At 39.9% G+C, this 17,316-nt stretch carries 16 protein-coding genes; 6 read left to right on the forward strand and 10 right to left on the reverse strand.

Annotation, left to right across the window (positions count from 1 at the left end; translation table 11 throughout):
• Positions 1 to 261 precede the first annotated feature (261 nt).
• Positions 262 to 1,260, forward strand: a complete 999-nt coding sequence (gene gap, locus FERPE_RS01345; protein WP_014450883.1) for a type I glyceraldehyde-3-phosphate dehydrogenase — start codon at positions 262 to 264, stop codon at positions 1,258 to 1,260.
• Between the two features lie 78 nt (positions 1,261 to 1,338).
• Here the strand turns inward: gap and FERPE_RS01350 are convergent, their stop codons facing one another.
• Entirely contained in the window at positions 1,339 to 2,556 is a 1,218-nt protein-coding gene (locus tag FERPE_RS01350; protein ID WP_014450884.1) for an IS110 family RNA-guided transposase, read from the reverse strand.
• Positions 2,557 to 2,782: 226 nt separating this feature from the next.
• Here FERPE_RS01350 and FERPE_RS01355 point away from each other — a divergent pair, with 226 nt between their 5' ends.
• Together FERPE_RS01355 and tpiA are read left to right on the forward strand one after the other, a co-directional pair.
• The gene (locus FERPE_RS01355) at positions 2,783 to 3,982 is read left to right on the forward strand and encodes a phosphoglycerate kinase (RefSeq protein WP_014450885.1); all 1,200 of its coding nucleotides are present in this window, start codon (positions 2,783 to 2,785) and stop codon (positions 3,980 to 3,982) included.
• Positions 3,983 to 3,996: 14 nt separating this feature from the next.
• Entirely contained in the window at positions 3,997 to 4,749 is a 753-nt protein-coding gene (tpiA, locus tag FERPE_RS01360) for a triose-phosphate isomerase (protein ID WP_269446865.1), read from the forward strand.
• A 63-nt stretch (positions 4,750 to 4,812) separates the two neighbouring features.
• On the opposite strand, the gene FERPE_RS01365 is transcribed toward tpiA, so the two are convergent.
• A complete protein-coding gene (locus FERPE_RS01365) occupies positions 4,813 to 6,381 on the reverse strand; it encodes a bifunctional aspartate carbamoyltransferase catalytic subunit/aspartate carbamoyltransferase regulatory subunit (RefSeq protein ID WP_014450887.1) in 1,569 nt (522 codons plus the stop codon).
• A 414-nt stretch (positions 6,382 to 6,795) separates the two neighbouring features.
• Between FERPE_RS01365 and aglB the strand changes: the two genes are divergently transcribed.
• The gene (gene aglB, locus FERPE_RS01370; RefSeq protein WP_014450888.1) at positions 6,796 to 8,238 is read left to right on the forward strand and encodes a cyclomaltodextrinase; all 1,443 of its coding nucleotides are present in this window, start codon (positions 6,796 to 6,798) and stop codon (positions 8,236 to 8,238) included.
• 50 nt (positions 8,239 to 8,288) lie between these two features.
• Positions 8,289 to 9,047, forward strand: a complete 759-nt coding sequence (locus FERPE_RS01375; protein ID WP_014450889.1) for a class I SAM-dependent methyltransferase — start codon at positions 8,289 to 8,291, stop codon at positions 9,045 to 9,047.
• On the opposite strand, the gene FERPE_RS01380 is transcribed toward FERPE_RS01375, so the two are convergent.
• The 5 genes from FERPE_RS01380 to FERPE_RS01400 are packed head-to-tail and all read right to left on the reverse strand — an operon-like array spanning position 9,044 to position 14,112.
• A complete protein-coding gene (locus tag FERPE_RS01380) occupies positions 9,044 to 10,441 on the reverse strand; it encodes an aspartate ammonia-lyase (RefSeq protein ID WP_014450890.1) in 1,398 nt (465 codons plus the stop codon). The genes FERPE_RS01375 and FERPE_RS01380 overlap by 4 nt on opposite strands.
• Before the next feature lies 1 nt (position 10,442).
• The gene (gene hydF, locus FERPE_RS01385) at positions 10,443 to 11,660 is read right to left on the reverse strand and encodes a [FeFe] hydrogenase H-cluster maturation GTPase HydF (RefSeq protein ID WP_014450891.1); all 1,218 of its coding nucleotides are present in this window, start codon (positions 11,658 to 11,660) and stop codon (positions 10,443 to 10,445) included.
• Between the two features lie 23 nt (positions 11,661 to 11,683).
• The gene (locus FERPE_RS01390; RefSeq protein WP_014450892.1) at positions 11,684 to 12,622 is read right to left on the reverse strand and encodes an ABC transporter substrate-binding protein; all 939 of its coding nucleotides are present in this window, start codon (positions 12,620 to 12,622) and stop codon (positions 11,684 to 11,686) included.
• Positions 12,619 to 13,365: an ABC transporter ATP-binding protein gene (locus FERPE_RS01395; protein ID WP_014450893.1), complete on the reverse strand. Its 747-nt coding sequence runs from the start codon at positions 13,363 to 13,365 to the stop codon at positions 12,619 to 12,621. Before FERPE_RS01395 ends, FERPE_RS01390 begins: the two co-directional genes overlap by 4 nt.
• A complete protein-coding gene (locus tag FERPE_RS01400) occupies positions 13,366 to 14,112 on the reverse strand; it encodes an ABC transporter permease (protein WP_014450894.1) in 747 nt (248 codons plus the stop codon). It lies immediately after the preceding gene.
• 141 nt (positions 14,113 to 14,253) lie between these two features.
• Between FERPE_RS01400 and FERPE_RS01405 the strand changes: the two genes are divergently transcribed.
• Positions 14,254 to 14,523, forward strand: a complete 270-nt coding sequence (locus FERPE_RS01405; protein ID WP_014450895.1) for a CPF_0552 family protein — start codon at positions 14,254 to 14,256, stop codon at positions 14,521 to 14,523.
• A 52-nt stretch (positions 14,524 to 14,575) separates the two neighbouring features.
• Here the strand turns inward: FERPE_RS01405 and hydE are convergent, their stop codons facing one another.
• The 3 genes from hydE to hydG are packed head-to-tail and all read right to left on the reverse strand — an operon-like array spanning position 14,576 to position 17,316.
• Positions 14,576 to 15,628 carry a [FeFe] hydrogenase H-cluster radical SAM maturase HydE gene (gene hydE, locus FERPE_RS01410; protein ID WP_014450896.1) on the reverse strand — a complete coding sequence of 351 codons (1,053 nt, stop codon included), beginning with the start codon at positions 15,626 to 15,628 and terminating at the stop codon, positions 14,576 to 14,578.
• Between the two features lie 25 nt (positions 15,629 to 15,653).
• Entirely contained in the window at positions 15,654 to 15,920 is a 267-nt protein-coding gene (locus tag FERPE_RS01415; protein ID WP_014450897.1) for a hypothetical protein, read from the reverse strand.
• Complete coding sequence (gene hydG / locus FERPE_RS01420; RefSeq protein ID WP_014450898.1) at positions 15,907 to 17,316, reverse strand: [FeFe] hydrogenase H-cluster radical SAM maturase HydG; 1,410 nt, start codon at positions 17,314 to 17,316, stop codon at positions 15,907 to 15,909. The genes FERPE_RS01415 and hydG overlap by 14 nt, the downstream gene beginning before the upstream one ends.

A 17,316-nucleotide genomic window follows, 5' to 3' on the forward strand; every position in this document is an offset into this window, starting at 1 on the left:
AGATAAAGCTAAAAAGTAACTAATCTCTTTCAAATTTTAGCTTAGTTGCTTAAAACGAACATTCATGGTATAATAATTTTGAAAACGCCCATTTTTGGTTATAACCATCGATATTTCACGTTGACTTTTTGAATGATTATCTGAATTTTCAAAAATATTCAAAAAATTTAACTTCCGCAAGCTTGTAAATGTAATATTTATATTGTACAATTTTTCACGAGCAAGAGAAATTCACACCAACACTGTGAAGGAGGGAGAAAGATGAAGATAGCTATCAACGGTTTTGGAAGGATTGGAAGACTTGTCCTTAGAGAGCTCATTCGCCGCAACAGTTCAGTAGAGGTAGTTGCCATTAACGATTTGGACAGCCCAGAAACATTGGCTCACCTTTTCAAATATGACTCCGTGCACAGAGAATTTCCAGGGGAAGTTAAGGTAGAAGGTGACACGATGTATGTTAACGGAAAAGCCATAAAGGTATTTGCAGAAAAAGACCCAGCAAACCTTCCATGGAAAGACCTCGGCGTTGATGTGGTTGTTGAATCAACAGGTAAATTTACAGAAAGAGATGGGGCAATGAAACACATCCAAGCTGGTGCAAAGAAAGTAATTATCACAGCTCCAGCAAAGGGAGAAGACATTACAGTAGTTTTCGGTTGCAACGAAGAACAACTGAAACCAGAACACCAGATTATATCCTGTGCATCCTGTACAACAAACTCTATTGCTTCAATTGTTAAGGTAATTAATGATGCATTCGGAATAGTTACAGGTTACCTCGTAACAGTCCACAGCTACACAAACGACCAGAGAGTTCTCGACCTTCCACACAAAGACCTTAGAAGAGCAAGAGCAGCAGCCTTGAACATAATCCCAACAACAACGGGAGCAGCAAAAGCAGTTGCACTTGTAGTTCCAGAAGTAAAGGGTAAACTCGATGGTATGGCATTGAGGGTCCCAACTCCGGATGGTTCAATCTCTGTTCTCAGTGTCCAAGTTGAAAAACCGACAACAGCAGAAGAAGTCAACGCAAAAGTTAAGGAAGCAACTGAAGGCAGACTCAAAGGCATTATCAAATACAACGAAGATCCTATTGTAAGTTCAGATATTGTTGGTTCAACATATGCAGGTATTTACGATGCAACACTTACAAAAGTCATGAACGGAAACTTCGTAACAGTCTACAGCTGGTACGACAACGAATACGGCTACACCTGCAGAGTTGTCGACACAATTGAAAAAGTAGCAACATTACTCTAATTCGAAAATCAATAACGGGGGCGCGTCCCCCTTTTTTGTACGCTCATAATTATGCATTTCAAGACTATGACACGGGAGTCAACTATGTAAAATTAAATTTTGAGTAGAAGACGAAAATGTATGATCGATGTTGAATTTCTCGCGCTTTTTCATCATAGCAAATATCGTCCTTAGCAATTTGTGCGCTACACTCATCATCGCTTTTTTGTATACTAACCCTTGCGCTCGTTTTCTTTGAAAATATGCTTTAAAATATTCGTTGTGTCTCACTACATTCACACTCATCAGCCAAATTATTCGTCTCAGGTGTGCATTGCCCCTTTTGGATATACGGCTTTCTCCTTTGTGTTTGCCTGATTCATCTACGCTTGGGTCAAGCCCACAATAGGCAATTAGTTTTTTGTAAGTGCTAAATCTTGAAATATCGCCAACTTCGGCAAGAAAATACAGTGCGCTATTTTCACCAATTCCGTCAATGGACGTGAGTATTTCAACATCTTGATTAAGCGAAGCACATTTGCAATATTCTTTGAGCATCTCATCAAACTCATTAAGTTGCTGTTGTAAAAATCGAAGTTCCTTGATAGTTTGAATAAGAATCTTCTCTTTCACTGGCCAATACTGAGCGATGGAGTTGTTAGCAAGCTCTTTAAGAGTTTCTGGGGTAAGTTTTAACTTTCTACCGATTGTTTTTGAAAAGAAAACACGTAGAGAATCAATGGAGGCTTTTTGGATAGCTTTAGCAGAAGGGAAAGAAGAAAGCAAATCCAAGATAGCATCATTGTAGATGTTGGTCACTTTTTCAAGTTCAGGGAAGAGGAGAGAAAGAAGCTTTTCGATGTCGTTTTTGACTCTTGAGATTTGATGAGTGATGCTTTCCTTTTTCCTTGCAATATCCCGAAAATCTGAGTTGAGGAAAGAAGAAGTAGGAAGAATGTGATGGGTATAGAAGATGGTAAGAGCAATAGAGCGAGCATCGATTTTGTCAGTTTTAGTTTTCCTAAGCCCAACGGGAAGAGATTTGTTAACAAGCAAAGGATTAAGAACGACACAAGAGAAATCATTGAGAGAGAGGAAAGAAAGAAGGTTAAGATGGTAACAGCCAGTAGACTCCATAGCGATAAGGACAGAAGACTTAGGGAAAACGGAGAGCTTTTGAACAAAGGAGGAAAACCCTTGTTTGGACATATCGAAAGCAGATTCGAAGATGATAGAATTAGGATTTTGGATAGCACAGGCGTTGAACTTATGCTTGGAGATGTCAATACCGACAAAGATGGAGAAGTTTTGAGACATACTAAAACCTCCTTTCGATTGAATAGGTTAAAAGGCGAGGGCAGGGGCCTGCTGAACCAAACCTCCAGTGTGACGAGGGTTAAAAACCCAACCAACTTATCATGGTTAAAGGCAGGCGACAGACTCCCGTAATGGCTTGAAAGCCAAGGGACACTAAGTCGTCCTGCCCTGCCTATTTTTTGACTAAAATATTTATACCATACTTTTACGTAGGAGGTGTCAGAAGATGGAAAAACTCACAATTAGAGATGTTGACCTCAAAGGTAAAAGGGTAATAATGAGGGTTGACTTTAACGTTCCTTTGAAAGATGGAAAAGTCGCAGACGATACAAGAATTGTTGAGGCACTTCCGACAATTAAGTATGCCCTCGATAACGGTGCAAAAGTAATCCTTCTTTCCCACCTTGGCAGACCAAAGGGTGGACCGGATCCAAAATACTCATTGAAACCCGTTGCAGAAAGATTATCGGAACTTCTTGGAAAAGAAGTTAAATTCGTGCCCGCACTTTACGGGGAAGAGGTTGAAAAAGCAGTTGCTGAATTAAAAGAGGGCGAGGTGTTAATGCTCGAGAATACAAGGTTCGACCCAGGAGAAGAAAAGAACGACCTCGAACTCGCAAGAAAATGGGCAAGCCTTGCTGATATACACGTCAACGATGCATTTGGAACAGCCCACAGGGCACACTCAAGTAACGTTGGAATTGCACAATTTATACCATCTGTTGCAGGTTTCTTAATGGAAAAAGAGATTAAGTTCCTGTCAAAGGCAACACTCAATCCAGATAAACCGTACGTCGTCGTTCTTGGTGGAGCAAAGGTTTCAGATAAAATAGGGGTTATAACCAACCTCCTCAACAAAGCTGATAGAATAATCATTGGTGGCGCCATGATGTTCACATTCTGGAGAGCACTTGGCAAACAAACAGGTAATTCACTTGTGGAAGAAGACAAAATAGAACTTGCAAAACAACTTCTTGAACAAGCAAAGGAAAAAGGTGTTGAGCTTGTTATACCAACAGACGCGGTTTGCGCACAAAAAATGGAAGCAGGGGTTGAGAAGAAAGTCTTCACATGCGAAGAAGGCATTCCAGAAGGTTGGGCTGGTTACGATATCGGTCCGGCAAGCGTAGAACTCATCAAATCGAAACTTGCAGATGCAAAGACAGTTGTTTGGAATGGACCTCTCGGTGTGTTTGAAATAGAAGACTTTGCAGTTGGTACAAAGGCAGTTGCAGAATTTATTGCATCACTCACAGAAAAAGGTGTAACAACTGTCGTTGGCGGTGGAGACAGCGCAGCAGCAGTTGCACAGTTCGGACTTGAAAAGAAGTTTAGCCACGTCTCAACTGGTGGTGGAGCATCACTTGAATTTCTCGAAGGAAAAGAATTACCAGGTATCGTTTCCATTGCGAATAAAAAAAAATAACCAATAGAAAATTCATACTTGCTGGAAACTGGAAAATGAATAAAACACCCAGCGAAGCGCAACTTTTTGCCAACACTTTGGTTAATGCGCTCGCTGGGTTTAATTCTTTTGATATATACATCGCTCCTGTTTTTGTCGCACTTGATAGGGTTAGAGAAGTTGTTAGTTCGAACAATATAAAACTCGCAGCACAGAATATGTACTACGAAGACAGTGGTGCATTCACAGGGGAAGTATCACCAAAAATGCTGAAAGAACTTGGCGTTCAAGCCGTTATAATTGGACACAGTGAAAGGAGAAGAATATTCGGAGAAACGGATGAACTTATCAACAAAAAAATCAAAAAAGCTCTTGCAGAAGGTTTAACTCCGATATTTTGTATAGGTGAGACTCTCGAAGAAAGGCAAAAGGGATTAACCTTTTGCGTGCTTGAAAAACAAGTTAGAGAAGGCTTGTACGGAATAAATGCGGAAGAAGTTAAGAGGGTAGTTATCGCATATGAGCCTGTATGGGCAATAGGAACAGGTGTTGTGGCAACGCCAGAACAAGCTCAAGAAGCTCATGAATTTGTAAGGTCACTCCTTGCAAAGATATACAGTGACGAAGTTGCACAGTCAGTAACCATCCTTTACGGTGGTAGTGTCACTCCAGAGAACTTCTTTGGACTATTCGTCAAACCAGACATCGATGGTGCACTTGTTGGAGGTGCAAGTCTCAAAGAAAGTTTTGTAGAACTGGCAAAAATAATGGCAAACGTGTTGGGATAATCAGGAAATTCTAAAAACCAACAACAAAGCCCCCTTCTCGGGGGCTTTGTCATTTTATCGTATTTATATTTTCCAAATCTCGTGGTATTCATGTGGTGTTTCACAGTATTCACACACGAATTTTCCGTCGATTTGGACAAACGAGGCGGTTACATTTTCACCGTGTGTTGGATTCGTTATGCAGTTCTCATTTTTGCATCTGATTTCCTCAAATCCATAAATACGAGGTGGCATTTTGATTCGATATTTTTCGACAACTCTAGAGTTTTTGATGATATTTACGGTTGTATTTGGCGAAATTGCTGAAAGTTTCTTAATTTCTTTGAAAGACAAATACTTATCTGGCAAGCTTATGTAACCTTTGTAACTACCATCTGCTGATTTGAATATTCCGTCTGCACTGTCCACATCGTAGAGTTTAAGTATCTTCCTTATTTTTACAATAGTATTGTAAATCTCTTCTTGTGATTTTCCTTTTGCAATGTGGTCTATTACTGTTCCATTCTCTATCGGTTTAATGCCTCTTTTTCCTTCTTTCAGAACACCTTTTGTCCCATCCGTGATTGGTGCTGGGATGATGAAATCTTCATCTTCTTGTTGCTGAGGTCTTGATGTATCGAACGGAGCTTCAAGTGCACCGCCAAGCATTGATAAAAGCACGATTCTTACGTAATATCCGTTTATCGCTTGTTCTTCCCATCCGTTGAGTGGCAATGTGTCGAGGAATGTGGGGATTTCTGGATTGAACTTTGGCCTTGGAAGCGGATGATAGAACTTCGTTCCTTCAGGAATCTTATCGAGCATATCCTCTCTGAACGTTACGGCTTTTCTCAGTATTTTTTCCTTTTCTAAGATATCCTCGCCCATTCTTTCAAGTTGCAGGCGAGTGAAATACCATATATTTGCTGGTTTTCCATGGCTTAAATACTCATCTATTGAGTAGAACTGCCTTACTTCAAATCCATTTCTCTTCATTTTTTGAATGTATCCTTCAGGCATTTGCAATTCGGGTGGGGCAATCAAATCAACTTCTACGTTTTTAAAGACCTTTAGACCATCGGCTTTAGAATGGACCGTTCTACCGTGGAGCAAATCACCGACAAGAGCTATTCTGATGTGCGAATTGTCGAAATTGTTATGTTCAAGGAAGGTGTATTCGTCAAGGAGTTCTTGTGTGGGATGTTCGTGCTTTCCGTCACCACCGTTGATGAATGCAGGTCTCATGATGCCATGCCTTTCTGCGAACTCTCCAACTTTTCTTTCGAGCAATCTCACAACACCTTCGAGTCTGGTTCTCAGAACAAAGATGGAATACTCGCTGTAACCTGTTAACATATTAAATGTGTCCACGTAGCTTTCTTGCTTGTTAAACGAAGAGTGTTCGGAATCAAAGATATTTACCTTTGCATTTTTGTGGAATTTTGCGGCGTTAATGAAAGATTCTTTGGTTCGGGTGGAAGGTTCCACGAAGACGATGTAAATACCAACATCACGTTTGATTTGAAATTCCGAAATATCTTCCTTGTTTTTCAGTTTTTCTTTTAAGCGTTTGGTTGATTGGTACAAGAACAGCTGCTCTTCAACCGAAAAATCGTTGATAACAGCAAGTGTTCGGCTAAGAAAGTTGCCCATGTAAACATCACTCCCCCCACGTGTTAGTTGTATCTTTTTTGTCGGTTGGACCCGACTCTAATTTTTTCTTATTTCTGTCTTCGATATTATACTACATGGTTTATTTTCTTCAAGGTGGAATGAAGAAATGAACAAATCAGAAAAGGTCAACACATAACTCTAACTCATTTTCGCTTTGTATGTGTACGTTTCATTTTCGTGGTCCTTTGCTTTTATTGCATCTTCCATCAAAACAGTAGCAAGCTATAGGAAACCCATCTATAAAGACACGAAGTAAAAAAGTATAGACTTCCAAATACATTTCATATACTTTTATATCTCCTCTGAAAATAGGTTTGTCAATTGCATATGTGAATTTCCCTTGTATAATATTGGGTGTATTGTGTTATCAAACGATATAGGGAGGGTTTAAACATGCATAGTGAAATAACCAATCTTTACCCAATCCCATCTTGGGTGCATGAAAGTGTCATTTACCAGATTTTCCCAGACAGATTTGCAATTGGAAAAGGAAAGACAGTAAAAGATAAAGCCGAGCTTTATACAAAGCGTGGAGGAAGAATCGTTGAGTGGAATGTTCCACCAAAAAGGAAGGATAAAGCGGAACATGTGAAGGACTTTTATGGAGGCGATTTGTGGGGTATTGCTGAGAAACTTGACTATCTTAAAGACCTTGGAGTTAACGTGATTTACACAAATCCTATCTTTCTTTCGCCGACCAACCATAAATACGATGCTATTAACTATATGAAAATCGACCCACAATTCGGTGGAGAAAAGGCTTTTAAATATTACATTAAGAAGGCAAAGAGCGAGAATTTTAGACTGATTCTCGATGGTGTTTTTAATCACCTTAGTAGTGAAAATCCTTGGTTCAAAAAGGCGATAAAAGGTGATAAGAGGCATGTGAGTAAGTTTGCAATATACGGTGACGGTCACAGGGCTTGGTATGGTCACAAATCACTTCCTGAATGGCATCTGGAGGAAGTCGAAGTGATGAACTATATCCTTAGTGTTGTTGAACATTATTTGAGACAAGGCATAGATGGATGGAGACTTGATGTTGGGTTTGACCTCGGGTACGTGAACAACGCGCTTATTGCAAAGACTGCGAAGAGCATTTCTATCGAAAAATACGTTGTTACAGAAACGTGGAATTATCCATCGAATTGGCACATGGTAGATGGAATAATGAACTATCACTTTAGGAACTCCGTGATTGCTTACTTGAAAGGTGAGTTCGATAACTTGGCAGAAGCTCTTCAAGGTGCTTACAACGATACACCAAACATCCACGGTTGCTGGAATATGCTTGACAGTCACGACACAGAACGACTTGCTACTGTTATACCAGACAAAGATTTGAGAAAGCTTGCTATAGTCCTTCAATTCACGTATCCTGGTGTTCCAGTTGTTTACTACGGCACGGAGATAGGTATCGAAGGTGGAGGCGACCCAGAATGCCGTGCAACGATGAGATGGAACGAAGAAGACTGGGATAAAGATTTGAGAGAGTTCTACAAGAAACTCATTAAAATTAGAAAATCCGAAACGGCATTGAAAATAGGTACCTTTGAAGTGTTGAATAAAGAACCTCTTGTGTTTTACAGAAGAACCCCCCATGTGTTAGATGGCATGATAGTTGCGATAAACAAAGGAGAGAAAAAAGCAGTCACAGTTTCGGTTCCAGATGGCAGGTTGCTTGCAGGAACGTGTTTTACCGACCTGGTAACTGGTGAAGAATTTTGGATTACCGCCGGGGTTATGACCATTGATATCCCAGCTAAAGGTTTCCGATTACTAAGAGTTACGAATAAAACAAGAGATGGGTACAACATGTACAAGAGAATTTATTAGATTCGGTCTGGTGATAACTACGAGAAAAAAGGTGGTGCTAGCGATCGTTCGTGTGGAATTACAGATTTCCCGCAGAATACTACAATTCAATAGCACACATCTACGATGAAATGTACAAAGATGTTTATTGGAATATTGCGAAAAAACAAATCGGATTGACAATTGAAAAGCATATATCTTCCATTGAAGGGTTGAACATTATCGACATTGGTGGAGGAACTGGATACTGGAGCCTCTGGGTATTGAAGAAAGGGGCAAGAGTAGTGTTTGTCGAACCAGCCGAAAAGATGGTTGAGCAAGCAAGAAAAAGGATAAGCAAAGAGATAGGAATGGATTTACGGGAACTTCCTATCGAGTTTATCAATTGTTCCGCGGAAGATTTAGACCTTAACCTTCGACTTGAAGAGAACTTCGATGTGGTTTTTGTATTTGGCGATGTGCTGAGTTATGTGGATAATCTTGAAAAAGCGATGGAAAATATATCGAGGGCAGCCAAGAAAGGTGCCCTCGTCTTTGGAACAGTTGATAATTATTTTTCGTACCTCAAGGACGTTATTATCTACGGTTCTTGGAAGTATTACAGTTATTTAGTAAATCACCGAAAACTTCCCATTGGTTCAGAGTATGGGACGTTTGAAGCAAGAGCTTTTGAACCTACGGAAATTGAAAATATCTTCAAAGACTATGGTTTTAAAGTTATCGAACTCACGGCGCTCGCAAGCCTGCCAAGTGTTGAATTAAGTATCAAATATGGAAAATATTTCATTCTTGAAGCTGAGCATCTGTTTTTTGTTTCGAAAAAGTTTTAGTAATACCCAAGACCTGTCATCTTTTGGATGTTCAGTTTTTTCAACAATTCGCTAACGTTTATGTTTTCTTTTTCAGCAAGCAATTGTAAGGCTTTTTCCAAATCGTAATTCGCTTGTCTGATGATTTCCGAGACAACTTCGTAGCCAAAGTAATTTATCAATGGTGTAAGATTGGCAGAAGACCTTTCGAGATTTTGCTGGCACCGTTCTTTGTCAACGTCTAAAAGTTTTACGTATTTTGCCAACGCATTGCATGATAAAGTAAGAAGTCTCATTGATTTGAGCGTGAAATGAACAATGATAGGTGCGAACTGATTGAGTTGTAAGTTACCTTGAGCGCAGGCATGGGAAACTATTTCATCATCTCCGAAAACAACGAGTGTGTTTTGCAAAACGTATTCCGGCACTACCGGGTTCACTTTACCAGGCATTATCGTGCTACCAACTTGGACAGCGGGGAGGACTAGTTCACCAATTGCTGTTTTTGGTCCACTGCCGAGGAGTCGAATATCGTTGGATATTTTATACAAGTTCACAGCGAGTGATTTCAAAAGTCCATGAACTTCGGCGAATGTATCAAGGTTTTGAGTGGCATCAATTAGGTTTTCGGCTTTTGCTATTTTCACGTTTGCAACCTGTCTTAGAACTTCTACTATCCTTAGGGTGTATTCTTTTGGTGCGCCAACTCCCGTACCTATTGCGGTTCCCCCAAGATTCACGCTTCGTATACGTTCTTCTACCTTGTTTAGTCTCCATCTATCCCTTGCAAGTGCATCAGCCCATGCACCAAATTGTTGACCCACCATTATTGGAACAGCATCCATCAATTGGGTTCGTCCGATAGTTCGGATGGAATAGAATTCCTTTTCCTTTTCCTGAATCACTTCCTGGAGATTGATAACTGCATCGACAAGTTCCCTCAATCTCAAAATAACTGCCATTTTCCCTGCTGTAACGAATGTATCGTTTGTTGATTGGTGCATATTTACGTGATTGTATGGGTCAACGAGATATTCTCCTTTTTTACCGCCAAGTATTTCTGTGGCTCGATTAGCAATCACTTCGTTTATATTTAAATTCACTGATGTGCCTGCACCACCAGACAAAGGGTCAACAACTACCCATTCTTTCAGCCTTTCCCATTCATCACATGCAGTAGTTATTGCAGCAGATACGTTTTTATCAAGCCTTCCGATTTCAGCATTGAGTAGCGCAGCTGATTTTTTTATCATGAAGTAAGCCCAGATGAATTTTTCGTCGAACTGTTCACCAGTTTTTGGGAACAATTTCAAAGCTCTAATTGTTGCTATGCCGTAATAAGCATCAACAGGTATCTGTTCTGTGCCAAGGTAATCGGTCTCTGTTCTGAATTCTAAAGTATTTGGTTTTTCCATTTTAAATCCCCCTGTTGATTTCGATACCAAGTGGTGCTAATGCTCTTTCGAGGACTCCGTGCATGTAAGAAATAACGATGCCATAGTTTGTCATGGGTATACCAAGGCGTTTGAACATTCTTACCCTTCTCATCATTTGAATTCTTGTGTTTACACACCCACCACAGTGTATGACGAGCTTTGCGTCTGCTACCTCTTCGTATTCAGGTAAATCAACACCTGCCCAGACTTTGAAATTTAAATTTGCACCCGTGTGGTTTACAAGCCAACGTGGAATTTTCACCCTTCCGATGTCTTCTGTGAGAGGCCTATGCGTGCAACCTTCCATGATAATTACCGTGTCTCCATCTTGGAGTTCTTCGATTTTGTAAACGCTCTCAACAAAATATCTGATATCTCCACGATAATTTGCTTCTAAGATTGAAAATGTAGTTAGTGGCACATCCTCTGGAATGTCGGAGACAACTTTCATAACCGCTTGTGAGTCCGTTATAACAAGACGTGGAGGTTCGCTGAGCTTTTCTATTGTATATCGCAATTCTCGTTCCTTCGCAACAACAGCTACTGCCTCTCTATCGAGTATTTCTCTAATTGCATGGACTTGAGGCATTATTAGTCGACCTTTTGGTGCACCAAGGTCGATGGGGACAACAAGAACGACAATATCCCCAGCATCTACGAATTCGGGTATAAACGGAAGTTCTTCGTCACTTGGTATGATTTCGTTCAGTGTTTTACCTATGTTCTCAAACCCTTCTTTGTTAAGTGCGCTCACAACGAAGGTTTTTACACCAAAGGCTTTCTCATATTCCTGTGCAACTGTCTGAGCCTTTTCACCGAGTATATCTGCTTTGTTTACAACAACTATAAAAGGGATTTCAAGTTCTTTGAATATCTCGTTTATCCTTTTTTCGTATTCGCCAGGGAAATCATCAACTACGAGTATGCCGGCATCTGATTTGTAGAACGCTTTTAACGCTTTCTTAATCCTTTTTTCTCCAATCTCTCCAACATCATCAAGCCCAGGAGTATCTATCAATGTTACAGGACCAACAGGGGAAAGTTCCATGGATTTGTAAACAGGGTCTGTTGTTGTCCCAGGCACATCGCTTACTATGGAAATCTCCTGACCAGTTAGTGCGTTCATGAACGATGACTTACCAACATTTCTTCTTCCTACGATGGAAATGTATTTTCTAAATCCGCTTGTAGGTAACAAACACTGCACCTCCGTTTTTGGTTTTATTTAACGATGTAAAAGAATTTTTCATCTGGTACTTTTGGCATACCATCTGGATAAAGTTCGTTAAGCTTTTTGAGGTATGCGAGAACTTCGTCCCGACATTCTGCAGCAGAAATGTAATTGTATTGGCTTCTTTCAAGAGATGCCTTAAGGATGTTTGTAGGTATTCCTAGCTGTTTGCTTGTTATTTCAACAGCTTTGTCTACGTTCTTGTATGACCATGAAAGGCTTTCTTTGAACGACTTTTCAAAGAGTTTAACGGTTTGCGGGTAATCTATCAACTTTCCTGTCACGAAGAGTCCTGTTATTGGTATTCCAAATTTGAAACCGGTTGCCTTGTTCCATTCATCTTGCAAGTCCATGATTACCTTTCCCTTTGACAACGTCATTGTCACAAATGGTTCCGGGATTGCAGCAATTTTAATTTTTCCGCTATTGAAAAGTGAAACTATTTCTTGTGGCTGGGCGTAAGCAAATGTAACATCCCTGTCGGGTTCTAGTCCGTTCTTTACAAGTAAGAACCTAAGAAGAACATCCGCTGTTTGACCTCTACCGTGCGCTGTGTATATCTTTTCTCCTTTGAAGCTCTGAAAACCTTTAAATTCAAAATCAGGGCTTGCCACAACGTAGAACAATCGCCAGCTATAGACGCCTACGAGTCTAACATCGACACCTTTTGTGTAAAGGTTCGCACCAAAGGTTACAGGTAGTGCTGCAAAATTCACTTTCTTTGAAACAATGTAAGCTGTTGCTTCGTCCATTGTTTTCCAGAATTTCATATCGAGTGCCATGTCTGTCTTTACTTCTTTGCTTATTAAACCAGCAACTGGGAATATCGTTGGACCAAACGGGTTAATGAATGTAACCCCGAATAACGCAACTGTGAATAAAACAGATACAAGGATAAAAACTTTCACAAATGACTTCATACCTCTCATCCTCTCCACCTCCCTAAGATTTTTGAAAGAATTTGAGATTCGGCCTTATGAAATTCCGGATTTGATATATCCTTTGGAACACTGGAAACATCAATCTCTTCAATTATGCTACTGGGTTTGTCACTCAATATGTAAATTTTATCTGATAACAAGAGCGCTTCTCTGACATCGTGAGTTACAACTATCATCGAGAAATTCATATCTTTCCTTCTTTCAATTATATCCGAAATTATTGAAACCTTTAGATGCACATCAAGGGATGCGAACGGCTCATCCAAAAGGAGTAATTCCGGTTCAACAATCAAAGCCCTTGCGAGGTTCACTCGTTGTCTCATTCCACCACTTAATTTTGATGGTTCGAAGTTAGCGAAATCATGTAGTTTTAACGCTTCCAAGGTTTTAAATATTCGTTCTTCGTTTTCTTCAACAAATTTCAGATTGTCGATAACTGTTCTCCATGGTATCAGCCTTGGTTCTTGAAAGACATACCCTATTTTCTGTACCCTGCATTCGATAGTTCCTTCGTAGTCGTCTATTAAACCAGCGATGATGCGTATGAGTGTTGTCTTTCCACATCCAGAAGGACCAAGAAGGGCTATAGACTCTCCTCTGCTCAAATCAAAGGATATGTCTTCAATCACTTTCAGTTTTCCGTAAGACTTGCTTATTGATTTCACATTTAGAATAACTTCGTTTAGTATATTGCCCGATGTTTTACGATTTATTTTTTCAAAATTACCCAACTAAACCAACTCCCAGTTCTTTAGAAATTTCCTGACAAAGTGATTAAGTATGTTTTCGACGATAAGACCTATGAGTATTATGATTGCTGTGTATGCGTAAACCTTTTCTACTGCAACTGATTGCCTTGCCCAAGCAATGAGTACGCCAATACCTTTGTCTCCACACATGTATTCCGCTACTACAACGACTTTCCATACATTACCTATGATTACTTGTAAAGCACTAAGAAGTTGAGGAATAATTGAACCAAGATATATGTCCCTTATTACTTTCGAGCGAGGAACTCTATATACCTTCGCCATCTCTATTAATCTCTTATCAGTTGTTCTTATACCAACTGCTGTTGATAATATCGTGTGAGGCAACAGTGACAATATACTGACTATAACTGGTCCAAGCCATCCTATACCCCAAATAAACATTACCAATGCAAGCCAAGTGATTATCGGTATCGCTTGGATAACGAGTATTCCGGGTCTTAAAATGTCGTATATTAAGTCATTTAATCCTATGAAAAATCCTATCAAAACGCCGAAGGTTACTGTAATTGCTAAGACAACACCTATCTTCGAAAGAGTTATAAGCAAAGCTTCTAAGACTTCTGATTTCTGAAGCTCTGACACCAAGGTCTTCAGAACAGTTAATGGGTCAGGAAGTATTAGCTGTGAGTTGATTGCGAAAGAGAGCACTGTCCAAGTGATAAATATAACTAATACGCCTGTTAGGTATTTCCAAAGATTTTCCAACTGAATTCTCCTTTCGTGTTTTTTTATGATTTATTTCTGAAAATTTGGTTCATTTAAAAAATTACATATTGTGACATTTTTGACAAAGTACAGTTTGCTCTGGTATAATTATAATACCACATAGAACAAGGGGGTGTGTCTATGCCAAAAGACATCACAGTGAGAACGGTTATGGCTGTTCTTGTTGACAAAAGAGAGCAAGCCGCTGTTGAGGTCCAAAAACTTTTGACAGAGTATGGTTGTTATATCAAAACGCGTTTGGGACTCCATGAAGGCGCAGGTCAGTATTGTTCGCCCGTTGGACTTATTATCCTTGAACTAGTTGATGATGAGACAAAGCATGAAGAACTTTGTCAGAAATTAAACGCTATCGATGGTGTTCAAGCAAAATACATGAAACTTGAAGTGTGACAGCTATGCCTTGAACATTTCTAATGGCGAGACGATAAGCGTCTCGCCATATTTAATTTTCAATATTTATCACTTCTTTTTCTTCATTCATCTCTATCTTTTTTCTGTGTCCGTAGCCCTCTCCAACAACAAGTCCAACACTTCTAATCATTTGCTTTGTACATTCAACACAAGCTGTATCTCTTTCAAATAGACATATTTTTCCGGGATACAACGAATAATTTGGTCTATACGGATTAGGAGTCAGGTTTGGCATAATAACGTTTGCGCCATATTTTAGTCCGTACTGTCTTCCAAGCGGGTTTATCGAACCAAGAGCGGTTGTTGCTGGTATGTTCGCAGTTGGAACCACAATTCTTGCAAGTGCTATCATCCGAAGCGTCGTTTGTAAATCCCCACCTTTTGCATCTTTCAGCGGTGTATCTGGATTTGGTATAAAAGGTCCAATACCTATCATGTCAGCATCAAGTTCTTTAAGAAATGCAAGGTCTAACGCTAAATCATATGCTGTCTGTCCAGGTAACCCCACCATGAAGCCAGCGCCTGTTTCATAGCCAAGACGTTTTAACTCGTATAGGTGTGCCTTCCTATTTTCAAAACTATCGCCCGGGTGGAGTTTGGCGTAAAGTTCAGGTGAAGCGGTTTCGTGCCTCATTAAGTATCTGTCAGCTCCCAATTCTTTCCAGATACGGTATTCTTCAAACTCACGTTCTCCTATGCTAAGTGTGATTGCAACATCAAGCTTTTTTATCTCGGTTATCAGATGGCTTATGATTTCAGTTGTATAATACGGGTCTTCACCTGATTGAAGAACTATTGTCTTTATACCAAGCTTTGCGATTAGCCTTGCCCGTTCGATGATTTCTTCAGGACTCATCCTGTATCGTTGCAAATTTTTGTTATCGGCTCTAAGCCCACAGTAAAGGCAGTGCTGGGTGCATACATTAGAGAATTCTATAATTGCTCTCAGATGAACTTCTTCACCAACATATTTTTTTCTTGTTTCGTCAGCTATTTTGAATATCTCTTCATCATATTTGCCACTCTCTATCACGTGTGTGAGATAATCCAGGTCAACGTTTTGTACCTTCTTTATATCCAACATACAAAATCACCTCATTAAGCTTTTCTCAAGAATCTGATGATAATTTTCGAAATCTGACAACATCACTCAAAGCTTGCATTATCAAATCTTTCTCGTCATCAGTTATTTCACGCTCGCAGAACACGGCATATTTATCGTCTTCGTATGCGATGTAGCTTTCACAGTAACTTTCTTCTCCTGCTCTTGCGATACAAGACAACCTCCGCCCTATTTTTTCACATATCCATATTTTTGTGTTTAATCTTTCTGCATATGGCTTTAATAGTTCACTGAGTTTTTCAAAATCTGACATCTCTCTCACCGCGGTCAATCCGCTCAAGGTATTTTTCAACAAGTTCTCTGTTATTTACACGCTCGAGCTCTTTTTGGATTAATTCGTAACCGAGTTTTTTGGTTTCTTCTGATGCATAATCGTTCAGATATTCTCTAAGTGTGAAGAGTGCGTTTGGTGTGCAGAATCTTTTCACAAATCCAGGAATGGCGAATTCCATGAAGTGTTCTCCGGTTCGTCCCATTCTGTAACATGCTGTACAGAATGAAGGAATGTATCCTTCTTTCAAAAGGTCTTGTATTACTTCCTCCAGTGACCTGTTATCACCAAGTATAAACTGGCTTTTTCTTATTTTCTCTGGGTCATCTTGTGAATACGAACCAATGCCAATACTTGAACCTCCATCGATTTGAGAAACGCCCATTTTGAGAACTTCTCTTCTCAATTCGGCTGGTTCACGAGCGGTGAGAATCATACCCGTGTATGGAACTGCCAGTCTTATGATGGCGACAAGTTTTTTGAAGTCTTCATCACTAACTTTATGTGGTGGATTGTACGAAATCTCACTACCAACGGCTGGTTCTATTCTTGGGAAGGATATTGTGTGAGGACCAACTCCAAAACGTTCTTCAAGGTGTATTGTGTGGTAAATCAAACCCATTACCTCAAACTTCCAGTTGAACAAACCAAAGAGTGCTCCAATTCCAACATCATCTATGCCAGCAAGCATAGCACGGTCAAGACCATACAATCTCCAAGCGTAATTCGATTTTGGACCGCGTGGATGAAGTTTTTTGTAAGTTGGTTGATGATAGGTTTCCTGGAAGATTTGGAACGTTCCAATACCTGCTTCTTTGATGATTTTGTAACCTTCCACAGTTTGGGGTGCTGCATTCACGTTTACCCTTCTTATCTCTCCGTTACCGACTTTTGTTTCGTAGATTATTCTAATTGTTTCAGCTATGAACTCGGGACTGTATCTTGGATGTTCTCCATAGACCACTATCAATCTTTTGTGCCCTCTGGATACTAGTGCCCTAACTTCGTTTCTGAGTTCCTCAAAGGTCAATGTTTTTCTGTAAACCTCTTTGTTAGAACTCCTAAATCCACAGTAGACACAATCATTAACACAGTCGTTGCCTATGTAGAGTGGTGCAAAAAGGACTATTCTGTTGCCATATATACGCTCCTTAAGAGTTCTGGCAGCGTGGAAGATTTCTTCAAGCATTTCTGGGTCTTCAACATTAAGCAAAGTCGCCACTTCCTCAGGTTCGAGCCTGTTTTTGTTCAGTGATTTATCAAGAATTTCTAAAACCCTTTTTTTGTCGGGATTTTTTGTCTTTTCAAGCAATTCCCAAATTTCTGCCTCTGGGATGAATGTTTTTTCCGTATCAATTTCTTTTGTAAATACATACAT

The organism is Fervidobacterium pennivorans DSM 9078 (assembly GCF_000235405.2).
Taxonomy (GTDB): domain Bacteria; phylum Thermotogota; class Thermotogae; order Thermotogales; family Fervidobacteriaceae; genus Fervidobacterium; species Fervidobacterium pennivorans.

Excerpts from the sequence above, each read along its gene's own strand:
- gap (WP_014450883.1), top strand. The coding sequence starts at position 262 with ATGAAGATAGCTATCAACGGTTTTGGAAGGATTGGAAGACTTGTCCTT.
- FERPE_RS01350 (WP_014450884.1), bottom strand. The coding sequence starts at position 2,556 with ATGTCTCAAAACTTCTCCATCTTTGTCGGTATTGACATCTCCAAGCAT.
- FERPE_RS01355 (WP_014450885.1), top strand. The coding sequence starts at position 2,783 with ATGGAAAAACTCACAATTAGAGATGTTGACCTCAAAGGTAAAAGGGTA.
- FERPE_RS01365 (WP_014450887.1), bottom strand. The coding sequence starts at position 6,381 with ATGGGCAACTTTCTTAGCCGAACACTTGCTGTTATCAACGATTTTTCG.
- aglB (WP_014450888.1), top strand. The coding sequence starts at position 6,796 with ATGCATAGTGAAATAACCAATCTTTACCCAATCCCATCTTGGGTGCAT.
- FERPE_RS01380 (WP_014450890.1), bottom strand. The coding sequence starts at position 10,441 with ATGGAAAAACCAAATACTTTAGAATTCAGAACAGAGACCGATTACCTT.
- FERPE_RS01390 (WP_014450892.1), bottom strand. The coding sequence starts at position 12,622 with ATGAGAGGTATGAAGTCATTTGTGAAAGTTTTTATCCTTGTATCTGTT.
- FERPE_RS01405 (WP_014450895.1), top strand. The coding sequence starts at position 14,254 with ATGCCAAAAGACATCACAGTGAGAACGGTTATGGCTGTTCTTGTTGAC.
- hydE (WP_014450896.1), bottom strand. The coding sequence starts at position 15,628 with ATGTTGGATATAAAGAAGGTACAAAACGTTGACCTGGATTATCTCACA.
- FERPE_RS01415 (WP_014450897.1), bottom strand. The coding sequence starts at position 15,920 with ATGTCAGATTTTGAAAAACTCAGTGAACTATTAAAGCCATATGCAGAA.
- hydG (WP_014450898.1), bottom strand. The coding sequence starts at position 17,316 with ATGTATGTATTTACAAAAGAAATTGATACGGAAAAAACATTCATCCCA.